Annotated in this window: 10 protein-coding genes and 1 pseudogene; 6 read left to right on the forward strand and 5 right to left on the reverse strand. The window is 50.8% G+C overall.

Features of this window, described 5'->3' with window-relative positions; translation table 11 throughout:
- Positions 1-15: 15 nt before the first annotated feature.
- From OGX95_RS06910 to OGX95_RS06920, 3 genes are all read left to right on the forward strand, one after another.
- A complete protein-coding gene (locus OGX95_RS06910) occupies positions 16-1,557 on the forward strand; it encodes a peptide MFS transporter (RefSeq protein WP_137384788.1) in 1,542 nt (513 codons plus the stop codon).
- 63 nt (positions 1,558-1,620) lie between these two features.
- Positions 1,621-2,703, forward strand: a complete 1,083-nt coding sequence (locus OGX95_RS06915; protein ID WP_286628905.1) for a Gfo/Idh/MocA family oxidoreductase — start codon at positions 1,621-1,623, stop codon at positions 2,701-2,703.
- A 52-nt stretch (positions 2,704-2,755) separates the two neighbouring features.
- Positions 2,756-2,971: a zinc ribbon domain-containing protein gene (locus tag OGX95_RS06920; protein ID WP_286628906.1), complete on the forward strand. Its 216-nt coding sequence runs from the start codon at positions 2,756-2,758 to the stop codon at positions 2,969-2,971.
- Here the strand turns inward: OGX95_RS06920 and xseA are convergent.
- Positions 2,968-4,341, reverse strand: a complete 1,374-nt coding sequence (xseA, locus tag OGX95_RS06925) for an exodeoxyribonuclease VII large subunit (protein ID WP_286628908.1) — start codon at positions 4,339-4,341, stop codon at positions 2,968-2,970. The genes OGX95_RS06920 and xseA overlap by 4 nt on opposite strands.
- A gap of 160 nt (positions 4,342-4,501) precedes the next feature.
- On the opposite strand from xseA, the gene guaB reads away from it, so the two are divergent.
- Together guaB and guaA are read left to right on the forward strand one after the other, a co-directional pair.
- Positions 4,502-5,968: an IMP dehydrogenase gene (guaB, locus tag OGX95_RS06930; protein WP_048210934.1), complete on the forward strand. Its 1,467-nt coding sequence runs from the start codon at positions 4,502-4,504 to the stop codon at positions 5,966-5,968.
- A 63-nt stretch (positions 5,969-6,031) separates the two neighbouring features.
- Entirely contained in the window at positions 6,032-7,609 is a 1,578-nt protein-coding gene (gene guaA, locus OGX95_RS06935; RefSeq protein ID WP_124021378.1) for a glutamine-hydrolyzing GMP synthase, read from the forward strand.
- Positions 7,610-8,134: 525 nt separating this feature from the next.
- Here the strand turns inward: guaA and OGX95_RS06940 are convergent.
- Together OGX95_RS06940 and OGX95_RS06945 are read right to left on the reverse strand one after the other, a co-directional pair.
- A pseudogene (locus tag OGX95_RS06940) lies at positions 8,135-8,431 on the reverse strand (mechanosensitive ion channel family protein); the annotation flags it as partial.
- A 365-nt stretch (positions 8,432-8,796) separates the two neighbouring features.
- The gene (locus OGX95_RS06945) at positions 8,797-9,000 is read right to left on the reverse strand and encodes a YfgG family protein (RefSeq protein ID WP_071887371.1); all 204 of its coding nucleotides are present in this window, start codon (positions 8,998-9,000) and stop codon (positions 8,797-8,799) included.
- 366 nt (positions 9,001-9,366) lie between these two features.
- Here OGX95_RS06945 and OGX95_RS06950 point away from each other — a divergent pair, with 366 nt between their 5' ends.
- Positions 9,367-11,637 carry a bifunctional diguanylate cyclase/phosphodiesterase gene (locus OGX95_RS06950; protein ID WP_286628910.1) on the forward strand — a complete coding sequence of 757 codons (2,271 nt, stop codon included), beginning with the start codon at positions 9,367-9,369 and terminating at the stop codon, positions 11,635-11,637.
- Here OGX95_RS06950 and ppx read toward each other — a convergent pair.
- The gene (gene ppx / locus OGX95_RS06955) at positions 11,617-13,158 is read right to left on the reverse strand and encodes an exopolyphosphatase (RefSeq protein ID WP_271440151.1); all 1,542 of its coding nucleotides are present in this window, start codon (positions 13,156-13,158) and stop codon (positions 11,617-11,619) included. The genes OGX95_RS06950 and ppx overlap by 21 nt on opposite strands.
- A gap of 4 nt (positions 13,159-13,162) precedes the next feature.
- On the reverse strand, positions 13,163-15,229 hold the full coding sequence (gene ppk1 / locus OGX95_RS06960) for a polyphosphate kinase 1 (protein ID WP_286628911.1): 2,067 nt from the start codon (positions 15,227-15,229) through the stop codon (positions 13,163-13,165).
- Positions 15,230-15,405 lie beyond the last annotated feature (176 nt).

Raw genomic sequence — 15,405 nt, forward strand, 5'->3', positions numbered from 1 at the left:
TTTTTCGGGAGAATTATGCAATCCTCTGTTAATCAAAAAGAAAGCCGAACGTTCTTCGGTCATCCTTATCCGCTCGGCTCATTGTTCTTCACTGAGATGTGGGAGCGTTTTTCGTTTTATGGCATTCGTCCGTTACTGATCCTGTTTATGGCAGCTACCGTTTATGACGGCGGTATGGGGCTGGCGCGTGAAAATGCGTCGGCAATTGTCGGTATCTTTGCCGGTACCATGTATCTTGCCGCGCTGCCGGGCGGTTGGCTGGCGGATAACTGGCTTGGTCAGCAAAGAGCTGTCTGGTATGGATCTATCCTGATTGCCCTCGGCCATTTATCGATTGCGCTCTCTGCCATCATGGGTGACAACCTGTTCTTTATCGGCCTGATGTTTATCGTGCTCGGCTCAGGTCTGTTCAAGACCTGTATCTCGGTAATGGTTGGGACGCTGTATAAAAAAGGCGATGCGCGTCGTGATGGCGGTTTCTCGCTGTTCTACATGGGTATCAATATGGGCTCCTTCATTGCGCCGTTGATCTCCGGGTGGCTGATTAAATCTCATGGCTGGCATTGGGGCTTTGGTATCGGTGGCATCGGGATGCTGGTTGCGTTGATTATCTTCCGCGTGTTTGCTGTTCCGGCGATGAAACGCTACGACAGCGAAGTCGGGCTGGACTCTACCTGGAACAGCCCGGTAGTTAAAAGAAAGGGCGTAGGCACGTGGTTGTTGGCGCTGGCGGTAGGTGTGGCTGTCATTGTTACCCTGATAGCTCAAGGTGTGATTGTGATTAACCCGGTCGCGGTAGCCAGCGTGTTGGTGTATGTGATTGCGGCATCCGTGGCCCTCTACTTCATCTACCTGTTTGTCTTTGCTGGCCTGAACCGTAAAGAGCGCGCCAGATTGTTGGTCTGCTTTATTCTGCTGGTTTCCGCCGCCTTCTTCTGGTCGGCATTTGAGCAAAAGCCAACGTCGTTTAACCTGTTCGCTAACGACTACACTAACCGTATGATCGGCGATTTTGAAATCCCGGCTGTCTGGTTCCAGTCGATTAACGCGCTGTTTATCATCCTGCTGGCCCCGGTCTTTAGCTGGGCGTGGCCGAAGCTTGCCAGCATGAACATTCGCCCGAGCAGTATCACTAAATTTGTTATCGGTATTCTGTGTGCCGCAGCGGGTTTTGGCCTGATGATGCTGGCAGCACAAAACGTGCTGAATAATGGCGGTGCAGGCGTTTCGCCTTTCTGGCTGGTGGGCAGCATCCTGATGCTGACACTGGGTGAACTGTGCCTGAGTCCGATTGGCCTGGCGACAATGACGCTGCTGGCGCCGGAAAGAATGCGCGGTCAGATGATGGGACTGTGGTTCTGTGCCAGTGCGCTGGGTAACCTGGCGGCGGGCCTGATTGGTGGTCACGTGAAGGCCGATCAGCTGGATATGCTGCCGGATCTGTTTGCGCGTTGCTCCATCGCGTTGATAATCTGTGCTGCGGTACTGGTAGTTCTCATTGTTCCGATACGCCGTATGCTGGAGAATGCGCAGACTAAACCGGTTACCAGCGCCTGATAACACCTCGACATTGCCGGGGCGGGCATTCTGCTCCGGCAATTCAATCAACGAGGTAAGAGTATGCTGTTAGGGTTTGTGGGGCTTGGCGCAGTGGTTGAAACGGCATACTTGCCCGCACTACGTCACATGTTCGGTGATTCACTCTGCTGTGTGGGATTTGATGTGCAACCTGCAAAACAGCCTGCAGATGTGACACGTTGCGCATCGCTCGCTGAACTTCTTGCAACACCGCTTGATACCTTGTTTATCACCACCGCATCCCTGCACCATCTTGAGGTGCTGGAACAGGCGCTGGCCGCTCCCATCGCACGAATCGTGGTCGAAAAACCGATTGTCGCCACGCTTTCCCAAATTGAAAAACTGAAAATGCTGCTGGTTCAACCCGGTGTCGGTGATCGCGTACTGGCGCTAGACCATTGGATGGCGCGTACTGGCGCACTGCAACTGGCATTGGGGAAACTCGGGGCGCAGTGGCAGGGCGATAACCCACAACCGGCACTGGTTTCCCACTTTTCGGACATTGTTAAAATTGAAGGATTCTTGCAAGAGCCAAGCGGGTTTAACACCGCCGGGGAACCTATCGCGCTCAACTTTGCCACCGGTGATCCGGATACGCGCGAGCTTCGCCATCCGGATGGCGTGATTCTGGATATTGGTACGCACGTGCTGGCAATGTTGCGTGAAACGGTACGTTACCTGGGCGGCAATGACAGTATGACTTTGCAGGTGAAGCGCGCTAAAGACCGTCTGGGACGAGATATCGCTCAGGGGGACCTGATAACGGCGGAAGGAGAAGCGCATTTACAGGGACAGATTAGCGGTATACCGCTGGATATCTGGCTGAATAAATACGCGGGTCCAACTGGCGGACAAAAAGGCCTGCGCCTGTATCTAAGCGATGGTCGTATCATCAGCCATGACCGGCGCGGCACCGGGGATGTGCTTGACTTGATTGACGGTGATGCTGTGCGTCGCTGGAGGCTTCCCGGTACGATTTACGCCCACTGCCTGGCAGAGCACATTCTGGGGGCGCAAAGTTTGTTTGAACGCAGCCCACAGGAGGTGGGACGCACAACACAACGCAGGCTTGAAGAAGTCGAGTACTTGCTAACGTTACAGCAACAGTTGCGTGGGGCACATTAAGCGCATCGTGTTAAAATTGAAGCACTATTACATCCCCTGAACAGGAGTCACCATGTCGATTAACTGCCCGGATTGCCATGCTGAACTGGAGCCACAAAACGGTGTGGCACACTGCGAAAACTGCAAAAAAGATATTCCGTTAGAAGCGCGTTGCCCGGAGTGCCATCAGCCTCTGCAGGTGTTAAAAGCCTGCGGTGCGGTGGACTATTTCTGCCAGAACGGTCATGGGCTGATTTCTAAAAAACGCGTGGAATTTGCACCGGTTTAATCCGGCTTTTTCTTACGCGTTTTCTTTGCCGCCGTTATGCCTTTTACTTCACTCACGACCCAGCCATCTGACAGTCGGGTCGTGAGCACATCACCAGCCTTCACTTGTTTGGTCTGCTTCAGCACGTTGCCGTCCGTCGCGGTAGTGACACTATAGCCGCGCGCCAGCGTAGCTAACGGGCTGACAGCTTCCAGATGCGTCACCGTATTACCGAAGCGTTCACGTTGCTCGCTCAGCCGTGTACGAATGTTCTGTGCCAGACGATGTTCCAGTTGCTGAATACGCGTCTGGCCACGATAAATTCGAGGCTGCGGGTTTTGCTGGTTCAATCGTTGGGTAATACGCAACTGACGTGACGCCGAGCGTTTTAGTTGATTATCCAGTGCGAAGTTCATCCGCTGACGCAGACGCTCAAGTGAAGTCTGCTGGCGTGCCAGACGCAACTGAGGGTGCTGTTGTTGCAAGCGATGATGGATCTGAGTAAAGCGACGGGTACGGTTGGCAAGGTAGTAATCCATCGCCATTTCCAGGCGTTGCTGTACAGACTGAATCTGGCGTAACAACTCCTGTTGATTGCGGCTGACAATTTCGGCAGCCGCAGAAGGCGTTGGTGCGCGCAGGTCGCCAACAAAATCAGCGATGGTCACGTCGGTTTCATGTCCGACGGCGCTGACCACGGGAATTGCACTGGCAAAAATCGCGCGCGCCACGCGTTCGTCGTTAAAGCTCCACAAATCTTCCAGTGAACCGCCGCCACGCCCGACGATTAAAACATCGCACTCCTGACGTGCGTTAGCCAGTTCAATGGCACGTACGATCTGGGTTGGTGCATCATCACCCTGCACGGCGGTTGGGTAAATTATCACGGGCAGGGAAGGGTCACGTCGCTTCAGTACGTGGAGAATATCGTGCAGCGCAGCGCCGGTTTTTGAGGTGATCACCCCGACGCAGTGGGCCGGTGAGGGCAGTAATTTCTTGAACTGCTGATCAAACAGTCCTTCAGCTTGTAGCTTCGCTTTGAGTTGTTCGTACTTCTGCTGCAGCAAACCTTCACCCGCAGGCTGCATGCTCTCAACGATAATCTGGTAGTCACCGCGCGGTTCATACAGCGTAATATTGGCGCGCACCAGCACTTGTTGTCCGTGCTGGGGACGAAACGTCACACGACGGTTGCTGTTGCGAAACATCGCGCAGCGTACCTGGGCGGTGTCATCTTTAAGCGTGAAATACCAGTGGCCTGAAGAAGGCTGGGTGAAATTCGAGATTTCACCGCTGATCCAGACTTGTCCCATCTCCTGCTCAAGCAGCAGACGTACCGTCTGATTCAGGCGGCTTACGGTAAAAATTGAGGTGGTCTGAGAGGATAACATGTGAGCGGGATCAAATTCTAAATCAGCAGGTTATTCAATCGAAAGTAACATGCTCACAGAGGAGCGCAAGGTTTTTTTGCAAAAAAGTGTGGATGCAATCGGTTACGCTCTGTATAATGCCGCGGCAATATTTAATAACCTCCCAGGTGAGATATTGCCCATGCTACGTATCGCTAAAGAAGCCCTGACGTTTGACGACGTCCTCCTCGTTCCCGCTCATTCTACCGTTCTGCCGAATACTGCTGATCTCAGCACGCAGTTGACGAAAACCATTCGCCTGAACATTCCTATGCTCTCTGCGGCAATGGACACCGTGACGGAAGCACGCCTGGCAATTGCCCTGGCTCAGGAAGGCGGCATCGGTTTTATCCACAAAAACATGTCCATCGAGCGCCAGGCCGAAGAAGTTAAACGTGTGAAAAAACACGAATCTGGCGTGGTGACTGACCCACAGACCGTACTGCCAACCACCACGCTGCGTGAAGTGAAAGAACTGACCGAGCGTAATGGCTTTGCAGGCTACCCGGTTGTAACGGAAGACAACGAACTGGTCGGTATCATCACCGGTCGTGACGTACGCTTTGTTACTGACCTCAGCCAGCCGGTTAGCGTTTACATGACGCCGAAAGAGCGTCTGGTCACCGTACGCGAAGGTGAAGCGCGTGATGTTGTGTTTGCAAAAATGCACGAAAAACGTGTTGAGAAAGCGCTGGTCGTTGATGACAGTTTCCATCTTCTCGGCATGATCACCGTAAAAGATTTCCAGAAAGCAGAACGTAAACCTAACGCCTGTAAAGATGAGCATGGTCGTCTGCGCGTGGGTGCTGCGGTTGGTGCCGGCGCAGGAAATGAAGAGCGTGTTGATGCGCTGGTTGCCGCCGGTGTTGACGTTCTGCTGATCGACTCCTCTCATGGCCACTCTGAAGGTGTTCTGCAGCGTATCCGCGAAACACGTGCAAAATACCCGGATCTGCAGATCATCGGCGGCAACGTTGCGACGGGTGCCGGTGCGCGCGCGCTGGCCGAAGCAGGCTGTAGCGCAGTTAAAGTCGGTATCGGTCCTGGCTCCATCTGTACTACCCGTATCGTTACCGGTGTGGGCGTTCCGCAGATTACCGCCGTTTCTGATGCGGTTGCAGCACTGGAAGGGACAGGCATTCCGGTTATCGCCGACGGCGGTATTCGTTTCTCTGGCGACATTGCTAAAGCGATTGCTGCAGGTGCTGCTGCTGTCATGGTGGGTTCTATGCTGGCAGGTACCGAAGAGTCTCCGGGGGAAATCGAACTGTACCAGGGGCGTTCTTACAAGTCTTACCGTGGTATGGGTTCCCTGGGTGCGATGTCCAAAGGTTCTTCTGACCGTTATTTCCAGAGCGATAACGCTGCTGACAAACTGGTTCCGGAAGGTATCGAAGGCCGTGTGGCGTATAAAGGTCGCCTGAAAGAGATCATTCACCAGCAGATGGGCGGCCTGCGCTCCTGTATGGGTCTGACCGGCTGTGGTACTATCGACGCGCTGCGTACTCAGGCTGAATTTGTCCGTATCAGTGGTGCGGGTATTCAGGAAAGTCACGTTCACGATGTGACCATCACCAAAGAGTCCCCTAACTACCGCATGGGCTCCTGATAAGTTTCCGCGCCCGGCTCTATGCCGGGCGAATTTGTTTCACTTGCCTCGGAATTAGCGTCAATGACAGACAATATTCATAAACATCGCATTCTCATCCTCGATTTCGGATCGCAGTACACTCAGCTGGTTGCACGTCGCGTACGTGAACTGGGCGTCTACTGTGAGCTGTGGGCATGGGATGTTACGGAAGCACAAATTCGCGAATTCAACCCAAGCGGTATTATTCTTTCCGGTGGTCCGGAAAGTACCACCGAAGCAAACAGCCCACGTGCACCAGAGTACGTGTTCAATGCTGGCGTGCCGGTCTTTGGCGTGTGCTATGGCATGCAGACCATGGCAATGCAACTGGGTGGACATGTTGAAGGTTCTAACGAGCGTGAGTTCGGTTATGCACAGGTTGAGGTCCAGACCGATAGCGCGCTGATCCGTGGTATCGAAGACTCCCTGACTGCAGAAGGCAAACCTCTGCTGGACGTATGGATGAGTCACGGCGATAAAGTGACTGCTATCCCGGAAGGTTTTGTTACCGTTGCCAGCACCGACAGTTGCCCGTTCGCCATCATGGCGCATGAAGAAAAACGCTTCTACGGTGTGCAGTTCCACCCGGAAGTGACCCATACCCGTCAAGGTATGCGCATGCTGGAGCGCTTTGTGCGTGACATCTGCCAGTGTGAAGCACTGTGGACACCGGAAAAAATCATCGACGACGCCGTGGCACGTATTCGTGAGCAGGTTGGTAATGACAAAGTGATCCTCGGTCTGTCCGGTGGCGTAGACTCCTCCGTCACCGCCATGCTGCTGCACCGCGCCATTGGCAAAAACCTGACCTGCGTCTTCGTGGATAACGGTCTGCTGCGTCTGAACGAAGCTCAGCAGGTGATGGATATGTTCGGTGACCATTTCGGTCTGAACATTGTTCATGTTGAAGGCGAGCAGCGTTTCCTGGATGCGCTGAAAGGCGAGAACGATCCGGAAGCCAAACGTAAAATCATCGGTCGTGTGTTCGTTGAAGTGTTCGATGAAGAAGCACTGAAACTGGAAGACGTTAAATGGCTGGCGCAGGGCACTATCTACCCTGACGTGATCGAATCCGCGGCTTCGGCAACCGGTAAAGCTCACGTCATCAAATCTCACCACAACGTGGGCGGCCTGCCGAAAGAGATGAAGATGGGGCTTGTTGAACCGCTGCGTGAGCTGTTCAAAGACGAAGTGCGCAAAATTGGTCTGGAACTGGGTCTGCCATACGACATGCTGTACCGTCACCCGTTCCCGGGGCCGGGTCTGGGCGTTCGTGTGCTGGGCGAGGTGAAGAAAGAGTACTGCGATTTGCTGCGTCGTGCGGATGCTATCTTCATCGAAGAACTGCACAAAGCTGACCTGTACAACAAAGTAAGTCAGGCGTTCACCGTGTTCCTGCCGGTTCGTTCCGTTGGCGTAATGGGCGATGGCCGTAAGTATGACTGGGTGGTTTCCCTGCGTGCTGTAGAAACCATCGACTTTATGACCGCACATTGGGCGCACCTGCCGTATGACTTCCTGGGCCGCGTGTCCAACCGCATCATCAACGAAGTGAACGGTATCTCCCGCGTGGTGTATGACATCAGCGGTAAGCCGCCAGCAACCATTGAGTGGGAATAAGCCGATAACCCTTCCTGAGTTTTCATGAACAGGTAAAACTGTAATCAACCCTCTGTTTTTACAGGGGGTTTTTATTTGTATACAAGAATCATACGGCTGGTCTTTACCTGGCCTGTCATTCAATGCTTTCCCTTTACTCATAGCATAAACAGCCCGCTGCCAACATAAGGTCGCGCGCGTTGCCTACATCTCACGAAGGGTGTGCGGCTTGCGTGCTTCAAAGCTGGCGTGATGATGCTGGTTGGCTGTATTACCCTAACAATATGTCCGCGCGTGAGATTGTGTAGAATATAAAAAAGGGCCACGATGTGGCCCGAGATATGCTTTGAACGCTTGTTACGTGATATTTAGTCTTCTGTTTGCCAGAGATCATCTCCTTGCAACGCCTTGTCTGCCGTTTGTTGTGAAGGTTGTGATGAAGGTTGTGCTGGTGTTTGGGCGGGTTCTGCCTGTGTTTGTGCTGACTCTGCTGGTGCGTTTACGTTAGTAGGTACAGGCGAGAAATGATTTATAAATGCTAAACCCAACCGCAATAATGGATGATGTTTGAATACCGGCGCGACCCAGTGCAGCGACAACGAAAAAGGCGAGGGTAATGTAACGGACGAGAGCGGTGAAAAGCTGGATGATGGTGATGTCGACTTTTCGCTTGAGGGGTAATTTTTCCCGCCCGCTGGAGAGCAGGCGAGAGATAAATTTACCGACAAACAGCAAAATGACGGCAGCGACGATGTTCCAGCCAAATTGAATTACCGCATCACTGTACCCGGCAAGCCATTCAAGACCGGTACGTATTTTGGGAAAGAGTGTAAAACTACTCACGGTATGGCTGTAGTATTAACAAATGTTAGAAATTCAAATAAACAATTAAATTTTTATACAAAATATTAATGTGTAGGCCGCTGATATTTTTTGAGTATATTAATTAGCGGTTATTTGAGTTGTGTAAGTCTTTTTATGTTCAGTAAAGGCGAACGTAAAATAACAGCGCAAATGGTGCGGTGAAGTGGGCGGAAAAGATTGTGTCATTGTGCGAAACGCCGCAGGCATATCCAATGTAGCAGTCAGTGTTGTTGGCTGGATAGGGCGAAAAATATTCGCTCAAATCCCTTACCGGATGGTTAAATGTCAGGCGATTAGCCATCCGGTAAGGAATCTTAAGACTGAGGGATCACAGATACGAGCGTTCAACGTTCGTCAGTTTGTGCAGGAGAAGTCTGTTGTGGCAAGGTGGTCTGCTGGGATTCTTTCTTGTCCTGGTGGTGGTGCCACGCACCGATAGCAGAGTAGACGAAGCGTCCGAAGAAGAAGATGAAGCTGATAAGCAGTACGATCCGGATCATGCGACTGTTAAATCGGTGTCGTTTGCGTAGGCTGGTAACCTGGCTCACAAAAGGTTCCTTAAAGTGTACCCAACCAGTGGGCGATACTTACATTAAGGCACACTAAGAGGGAATGGTCAATTCTTCGTTATGTAAAATTGCATCAACGCTTTTATCCCCTTATGTTATGGGAATTAATATTATTATTTGCATTAATAATGAATAAACGATCATAAATAAAGAAAAAAGTAATAATTGATTAATGGGGGATGTTTTTTTTGACATATATCAAACCTCATCGGTTATCCGTAACTAAAATCGATGAGTCATTGTGATGTGTATTACATCATCGTTTTAACGTCAGGTGGGATGCCTGTCTTAATGTCCTTCACAGAAAATACCCCTGCATGACGTGAGGGATTCTACTGAGCATCTATGAAACTCAATAAAAACTATATAAGTATTAGAGATAAATGGTGGGCGCTGCCCCTCATCTTACCATCTTTACTGTTGCCGTTATTAAGCACTGCCAATACCTACGCGCATATTAGTACCGGTACTGTCATCCTTTTCTACCTGCCTTTAGCGCTGACGATTAGCCTGATGTTGTTTTTTAGTTGGGCGGCACTGCCAGGAATAATCATTGCCATCGGTTGGTACAAATATCCGCAGGTTGGATTATTTGAAACGCTGTCAATTATTACGCACTTTATAGTTACAATGGTGCTTAGTTGGGGCGGATATAAAGTTTTTGCTCCCCGGCGAAACAACGTGGCTCATGGCGACTCCCATCTGATGTTTCAGCGAATGTTTTGGCAGGTTTTCTGTCCGGCAACGCTATTCCTGATCCTTTTCCAGTTCGCTGCGTTTGTTGGCGTATACGAGAGCAAATCAGGTATGGTGGGCGTTATGCCCTTTAATACAGGAACGTTGATCAACTACCAGGCTATGCTGGTAGGAAACCTTGTGGGTATTCCTCTGTGCTATTTTATAATCCGAACCATTCGAAATCCGCTGCATATACGGGGCTATTTTTCACAATTAAAGCAGCAGTTTGACACTAAAGTCACGCGAACAGAATTTGCTGTCTGGTTGATAATATTGACTTTATTGATGGCTTTGCTGTGTATGCCGTTAAATGAACAGAGTTCGATATTCAGCACAAATTATACCTTGTCTCTGTTACTGCCCCTCATGTTATGGGGCGCAATGCGTTACGGTTACCGATTTATTTCAATGATATGGACAGTCGTGTTGATAACTGCCATTCATTATTATCAGCGCTATATGCCCTGGTATTCGGGTTACGATACACAACTCGCAATTACCTCTTCGAGTTACCTCGTTTTTTCTTTCATCGTAAATTACATTGCCGTGCTGGCAACGCGTCAGCGATTTGTTACCCGACGCACACATCGTCTGGCATATTTTGATCCGATGGTGCATTTGCCAAACCTGCGGGCATTGAACCTAACGCTGAAAAAAGCGCCATGGTCAGTGCTCTGTTTTCTGCGTATACCGGGCATGGAACTGTTGGTGAAAAACTACGGCATTATGCTGCGTATCCAGTACAAGCAAAAACTTTCTCATTGGATAGCGCCGTTGCTGGAACAAGACGAATATGTTTTTCAACTATCCGGTAATGATTTAATTCTGCGTTTTAATACTGAGTCGCATCAGCAGCGCATTGAAGCGCTGGACAAACATATCAGGCAGTTTCGTTTTGTCTGGGATGGTATGTCCCTACAACCGCAGGTTGGGATCAGTTTTTGCTATGTTCGCTCACCTGTTAACCACATCTATCTGTTACTGGGGGAGTTAAGCACCATCGCCGAGCTCTCGCTGGCAACCAATATGCCGGAAAGTTTGCAACGACGTGGCGTAATGCACCTGCAGCGGGATCTGAAAGATAGAGTGGCGATGATGAACCGTTTGCAGCAGGCGCTGGAGCATGATCGCTTCTTCCTGCTGGCACAGCCGATTTTTGGCGTGCGGGGCGATGTTTATCATGAAATCCTGCTGCGTCTTCAGGGTGATGAAGGTGAAACGATTGCTCCTGATAATTTCTTACCGGTAGCCCATGAGTTTGGGTTGTCATCCAGCATTGATCTGTGGGTCATTGAAAATACGCTGAAATTTATGGCGCAGAATCGGGAGAAAATGCCCGCTCATCGTTTTGCGATCAATTTATCGCCCACGTCTGTATGTAGAGCCAGATTTCCTCAAGAAATCAGTCAGTTGTTGGTGAAATATCAGGTTGAAGCATGGCAATTGATCTTTGAGGTTACAGAGAGCAATGCGTTAACCAATGCGGAGCAGGCCCAGGCAACATTGCTGCAACTGCAAGTACTGGGCTGTCAGATCGCGATCGATGATTTTGGTACCGGCTATGCCAGCTATGCACGGTTGAAAAATGTGAGCGCTGACATCCTGAAGATTGACGGAAGCTTTATCCGTAACATTGTCTCAAATAGTCTCGACTACCAAATCGTGGCCTCGATTTGTCACCTGGCGCGGATGAAAAAAATGTTGGTGGTGGCGGAGTATGTCGAAAGCGAAGAAATACGTAGTGCGGTGATTTCTCTGGGGATTGATTATTTGCAGGGCTATCTGATCGGTGAGCCGCGGCCGCTGCATCAAACTCTGGAAGAACAGGTGCCAGCCACGCTGGCACCTGCCGATCACTCACGCAGCGATATCGGGTGAGTTTTCTTCCTCAATTTTAAGGCGCCAGCCTGTGACGGCCTCCCAGTATTGCTGTTCTTTTTCCAGATCGAGCAGCACCAGCGCGTTCTGGCTAAACCAGTCGTGCGGGAAGCGTAGCGTCCAGTGGTTATCGTCAGTAATCAACGTGAGCGTCGGCGGTGTAGTGGTTGCCTGGCGCTGGTTGTTGAGCAATACCCCAAGTCGCAACAGCTGAATTAGCGGCAGGAACTGCTTTTTCTTGAACAACGTAAAGCGGGGCAAATCATCCAGCTTAACCGCTTTACGATGATAGCGAACCAGGGTCGCCATCATCAGCTGTTGCTCCTGGTTGAAACCTGGCAGGTCGCTGTTTTGCAGAATATAAGCCGAGTGGCGATGCAGTCCGCTGTGGTTGATGTTCAGCCCGACTTCATGCAGCATAGCCGCCCACCGGAGCAATGCTTCCAGTTGCGGGTTTGCCAGTTTAGGTTGCTGCGCATGCCACTGATCGTACATCTGCATGGTAGTTTCCAGTACGCGTCGGGCTTGTTCGCTGTCGATATTGTACTGGTTTGCCAGACTACTGGCGGTACGGCTACGAACATCCTGGTGGCGAAAACGGCCTTCCATCTCATACAGTACGCCTTCACGCAGCGCGCCATCGGAAAGTCGGAGTTCACGAATAGCGAGGGCATCAAAAACACCGCACAGTATTGCCAGACCGGGAACAAAAACCGCCTTTCGTTCTTCTGACAGCCCCGGCATGCTGAGTGCCTCAAAGGAAGCATGCTTCAGGACTTCAGTTGTCAGCTTGTCCAGACGTTCTGGGGTGATAAAACCATCTTTCTCACCCATTTCCAGCAGCACTTCATGCGCTGCTTTGATGGTGCCTGAAGCTCCCAGTGCAACGTTCCAGCCCTGAATTCGAAATTGCCAGGTGAGCGTTTCCAGTTTTTGCGCTGCCGCCATACGGGCGCGCTGGAAGTTTTCCCGGCTGATCGCACCACCCGGAAAGTACATCTGGGCAAAACTGACGCAACCCATACGGCGGCTTTCGACCAGTTTAGGCTCGAAATCTTCACCGATCACCAGCTCTGTCGAACCACCACCGATGTCGATAACCAGCTTACGGCCCTTTTCTGGCTGCGTATGCTCCACGCCCATAAAAATCAGTCGGGCTTCTTCGTTACCGGAAATTATTTCGATCGGGTAGGGGATGACCTTTTCTGCTCGCTTAAGAAAATCAGTCGCATTTAGCGCCTGGCGCAAAGTATGGGTTCCCACGATGCAGACGCTGGAGGGAGGAAATCCCTGCAGACGTTCAGCGAAAAGTGACAGACAGCTTAAGCCGCGTTCCATCGCTTCTTCGCTTAGCTTGTTGTCCGCGCCAAGGCCGTCCGCCAGATGTACGCGTTGTTTCAGTCGCCCGATAATTTGCATTGCGCCATCGACCACGCGGGCAATGACCATATGGAAACTGTTTGAACCAAGGTCGACCGCAGCAAATTCCTGCGGTCGTGGAGACTTGTCGTGTATTGGCATAGAGTTAGTCAGGTTGCTCGAGTGATTTGATGTAGTCGTAAATCGCTAATTGTGACTGAACCTTACGACGGTTTCCGCGCGGTACGTAGCGATTACTCAGTTCTTTATCAATAAAGCGGGCTTTCACCGTGTCGCTGAACAGGATATCGATAATATCCAGCACGCGCTGCTTAAGGCGCGGGTCAAGAAGCGGTGTGGCAACTTCGATACGATAATCGATGTTTCTTGTCATCCAGTCAGCAGAGGAGAGATACACCTGCTTATCGCCCCCGTTCTCAAAGATATAGACCCGGTCGTGTTCGAGATAGCGGTCAACAATGCTGATAACGCGAATATTGTCACTGATGCCTTCCAGATTCGGGATCAGTGAGCACATACCGCGGATCAATAAATTAACGGGGACACCTGAACCTGAAGCCGCATACAGGCGGTCAACCAGCCCTTTATCGACCAGATTATTCAGCTTCAGGGTAATGCCAGAAGGCAGCCCTTGCTGTGCATTAGCGATCTCTTTGTCAATCATGCTGTACAGCAGGCGCCGTGAGTTTTGCGGGGAAACCAGCAGATAATCGAACGTTACCGGGCGATACGGGTTTTCGATGAAGTTAAACACCCGACGGACTTCGTTGGTAATGCGCGAATCGGCAGTCAGCAACGAGTAGTCGGTATACAGACGCGCTGTTTTTTCGTTGAAGTTCCCGGTGCCGATATGTGCATAGCGCACGACGTCATCACCTTCTTTACGCGAAATCAGGAACAGCTTGGCGTGAATTTTCAGCCCTGGCGCGGAGAAGATGACGTGGACCCCCGCTTCGGTAAGGCGTTTAGCCCAATGAATATTGGCCTCTTCATCGAAGCGCGCCTGCAGTTCCACCACCACGGTTACTTTTTTACCGTTATGCGCGGCATGGATCATCGAGTCGATGATGCGCGAATCTTTTGCCACACGGTAGATGTTAATTTTTATCGCCAGCACGCTCGGGTCGAATGAGGCCTGGCGCAGCAGTTCAAGAACGTGTTCAAAGGTGTGATACGGATAATAAAGTAACACATCGCGTTCACGTACGGCATCAAAGCCGTTGCGAAACTTCTCGTTATCGAACCAGATATGGCGCAGACGCGGCAAGGGTTTGTTCACCAGGTTAGCTTTGCCAACGTTGGGGAAATTAATAAAGTCTTTGAAGTTATGATAACGCCCGCCGGGGACAATGGAGTCGTAGCGAGAGATCGTCAGCTTTTCACGCAGTACTTCAACCAGCGCATTGGGCATATCGCGCTGATAAACAAAACGTACAGGCTCCGCGGTCAGACGTTGCTTCAGGCTGGAAGACATGAGCTCCATCAGGCTCGATTCCATCTCATGCACCAAATCGTACTCGGCGTCGCGGGTCATTTTCATCGAATAGGCATTCAGCGCATCGTAATCAAAGAACCCTTTAAAAATGTCATCAAGGCAATAACGTAAAATGTTGTCCAGCAGGATCATCGGTTTGCGACGGCGCGGGGTTTCCGGCGGCAAATTCACAAAGCGAGGAACCTTATCGGATGGAATTTCCAGCAAAGCGTAACGAATCGTATCTCCGCGGATAATTTCTACGGCCAGATAAGTGTAATCGTCTTTTAAAAACTGGACTAAATCCGTCTCACGGTTAATCAGGATCGGCGTGATGTGCTGACGCAGATATTGCTTGAAGTAGTGGCGTAACCAGCTCTGTTGATTTACTGACAACTGGCGTTCGTTGATCAAGAAGATCTGGTTGCGTGCCATCTCCAGCAGTAATTCGTTGTACAGGCCGTCAAATTCCTGATCGGCTTTTAATACGCGGGCCTGGATTTTGCCTAACAGATGGCGGGAGTGAGAGTTTGAACCCTGTTCTTCGCTAATAATGATACGGCGCTTCAGTTCGGCAAAACGCACCTTGTAAAACTCGTCAAGGTTATTGGAATAAATGCCTAAGAAACGCATCCGTTCGATCAACGGGTTTGATTTATCAGCTGCCTCCTGGAGCACGCGTTCGTTGAACGCCAACCAGCTGAGTTCTTTCTCGATATATAGCTTTTCCTGACCCATTACCACTTTTACTCCGTTTCATTCACGGGACACTACCGATTTATTATGGCGAGCATTGCTCTCAGATGTCCAACTGTGCCAGAAAAATATGACAATAAACCGTCTGATAGCAAAGAGAAAGGGGGAGCGTAGATGAATACCAGTGGTATTAACCGGAAAAGGTAGTTATGCCTGTA

The sequence above is a fragment of the Citrobacter sp. Cu233 genome (assembly GCF_030332225.1).
In the GTDB taxonomy this organism is placed as follows: Bacteria; Pseudomonadota; Gammaproteobacteria; order Enterobacterales; family Enterobacteriaceae; genus Citrobacter.

What these genes read in the sequence shown, in the direction of transcription:
- OGX95_RS06910 (WP_137384788.1), top strand. Translation starts at nt 16, where the DNA reads ATGCAATCCTCTGTTAATCAAAAAGAAAGCCGAACGTTCTTCGGTCAT.
- OGX95_RS06915 (WP_286628905.1), top strand. Translation starts at nt 1,621, where the DNA reads ATGCTGTTAGGGTTTGTGGGGCTTGGCGCAGTGGTTGAAACGGCATAC.
- OGX95_RS06920 (WP_286628906.1), top strand. Translation starts at nt 2,756, where the DNA reads ATGTCGATTAACTGCCCGGATTGCCATGCTGAACTGGAGCCACAAAAC.
- xseA (WP_286628908.1), bottom strand. Translation starts at nt 4,341, where the DNA reads ATGTTATCCTCTCAGACCACCTCAATTTTTACCGTAAGCCGCCTGAAT.
- guaB (WP_048210934.1), top strand. Translation starts at nt 4,502, where the DNA reads ATGCTACGTATCGCTAAAGAAGCCCTGACGTTTGACGACGTCCTCCTC.
- guaA (WP_124021378.1), top strand. Translation starts at nt 6,032, where the DNA reads ATGACAGACAATATTCATAAACATCGCATTCTCATCCTCGATTTCGGA.
- OGX95_RS06950 (WP_286628910.1), top strand. Translation starts at nt 9,367, where the DNA reads ATGAAACTCAATAAAAACTATATAAGTATTAGAGATAAATGGTGGGCG.
- ppx (WP_271440151.1), bottom strand. Translation starts at nt 13,158, where the DNA reads ATGCCAATACACGACAAGTCTCCACGACCGCAGGAATTTGCTGCGGTC.
- ppk1 (WP_286628911.1), bottom strand. Translation starts at nt 15,229, where the DNA reads ATGGGTCAGGAAAAGCTATATATCGAGAAAGAACTCAGCTGGTTGGCG.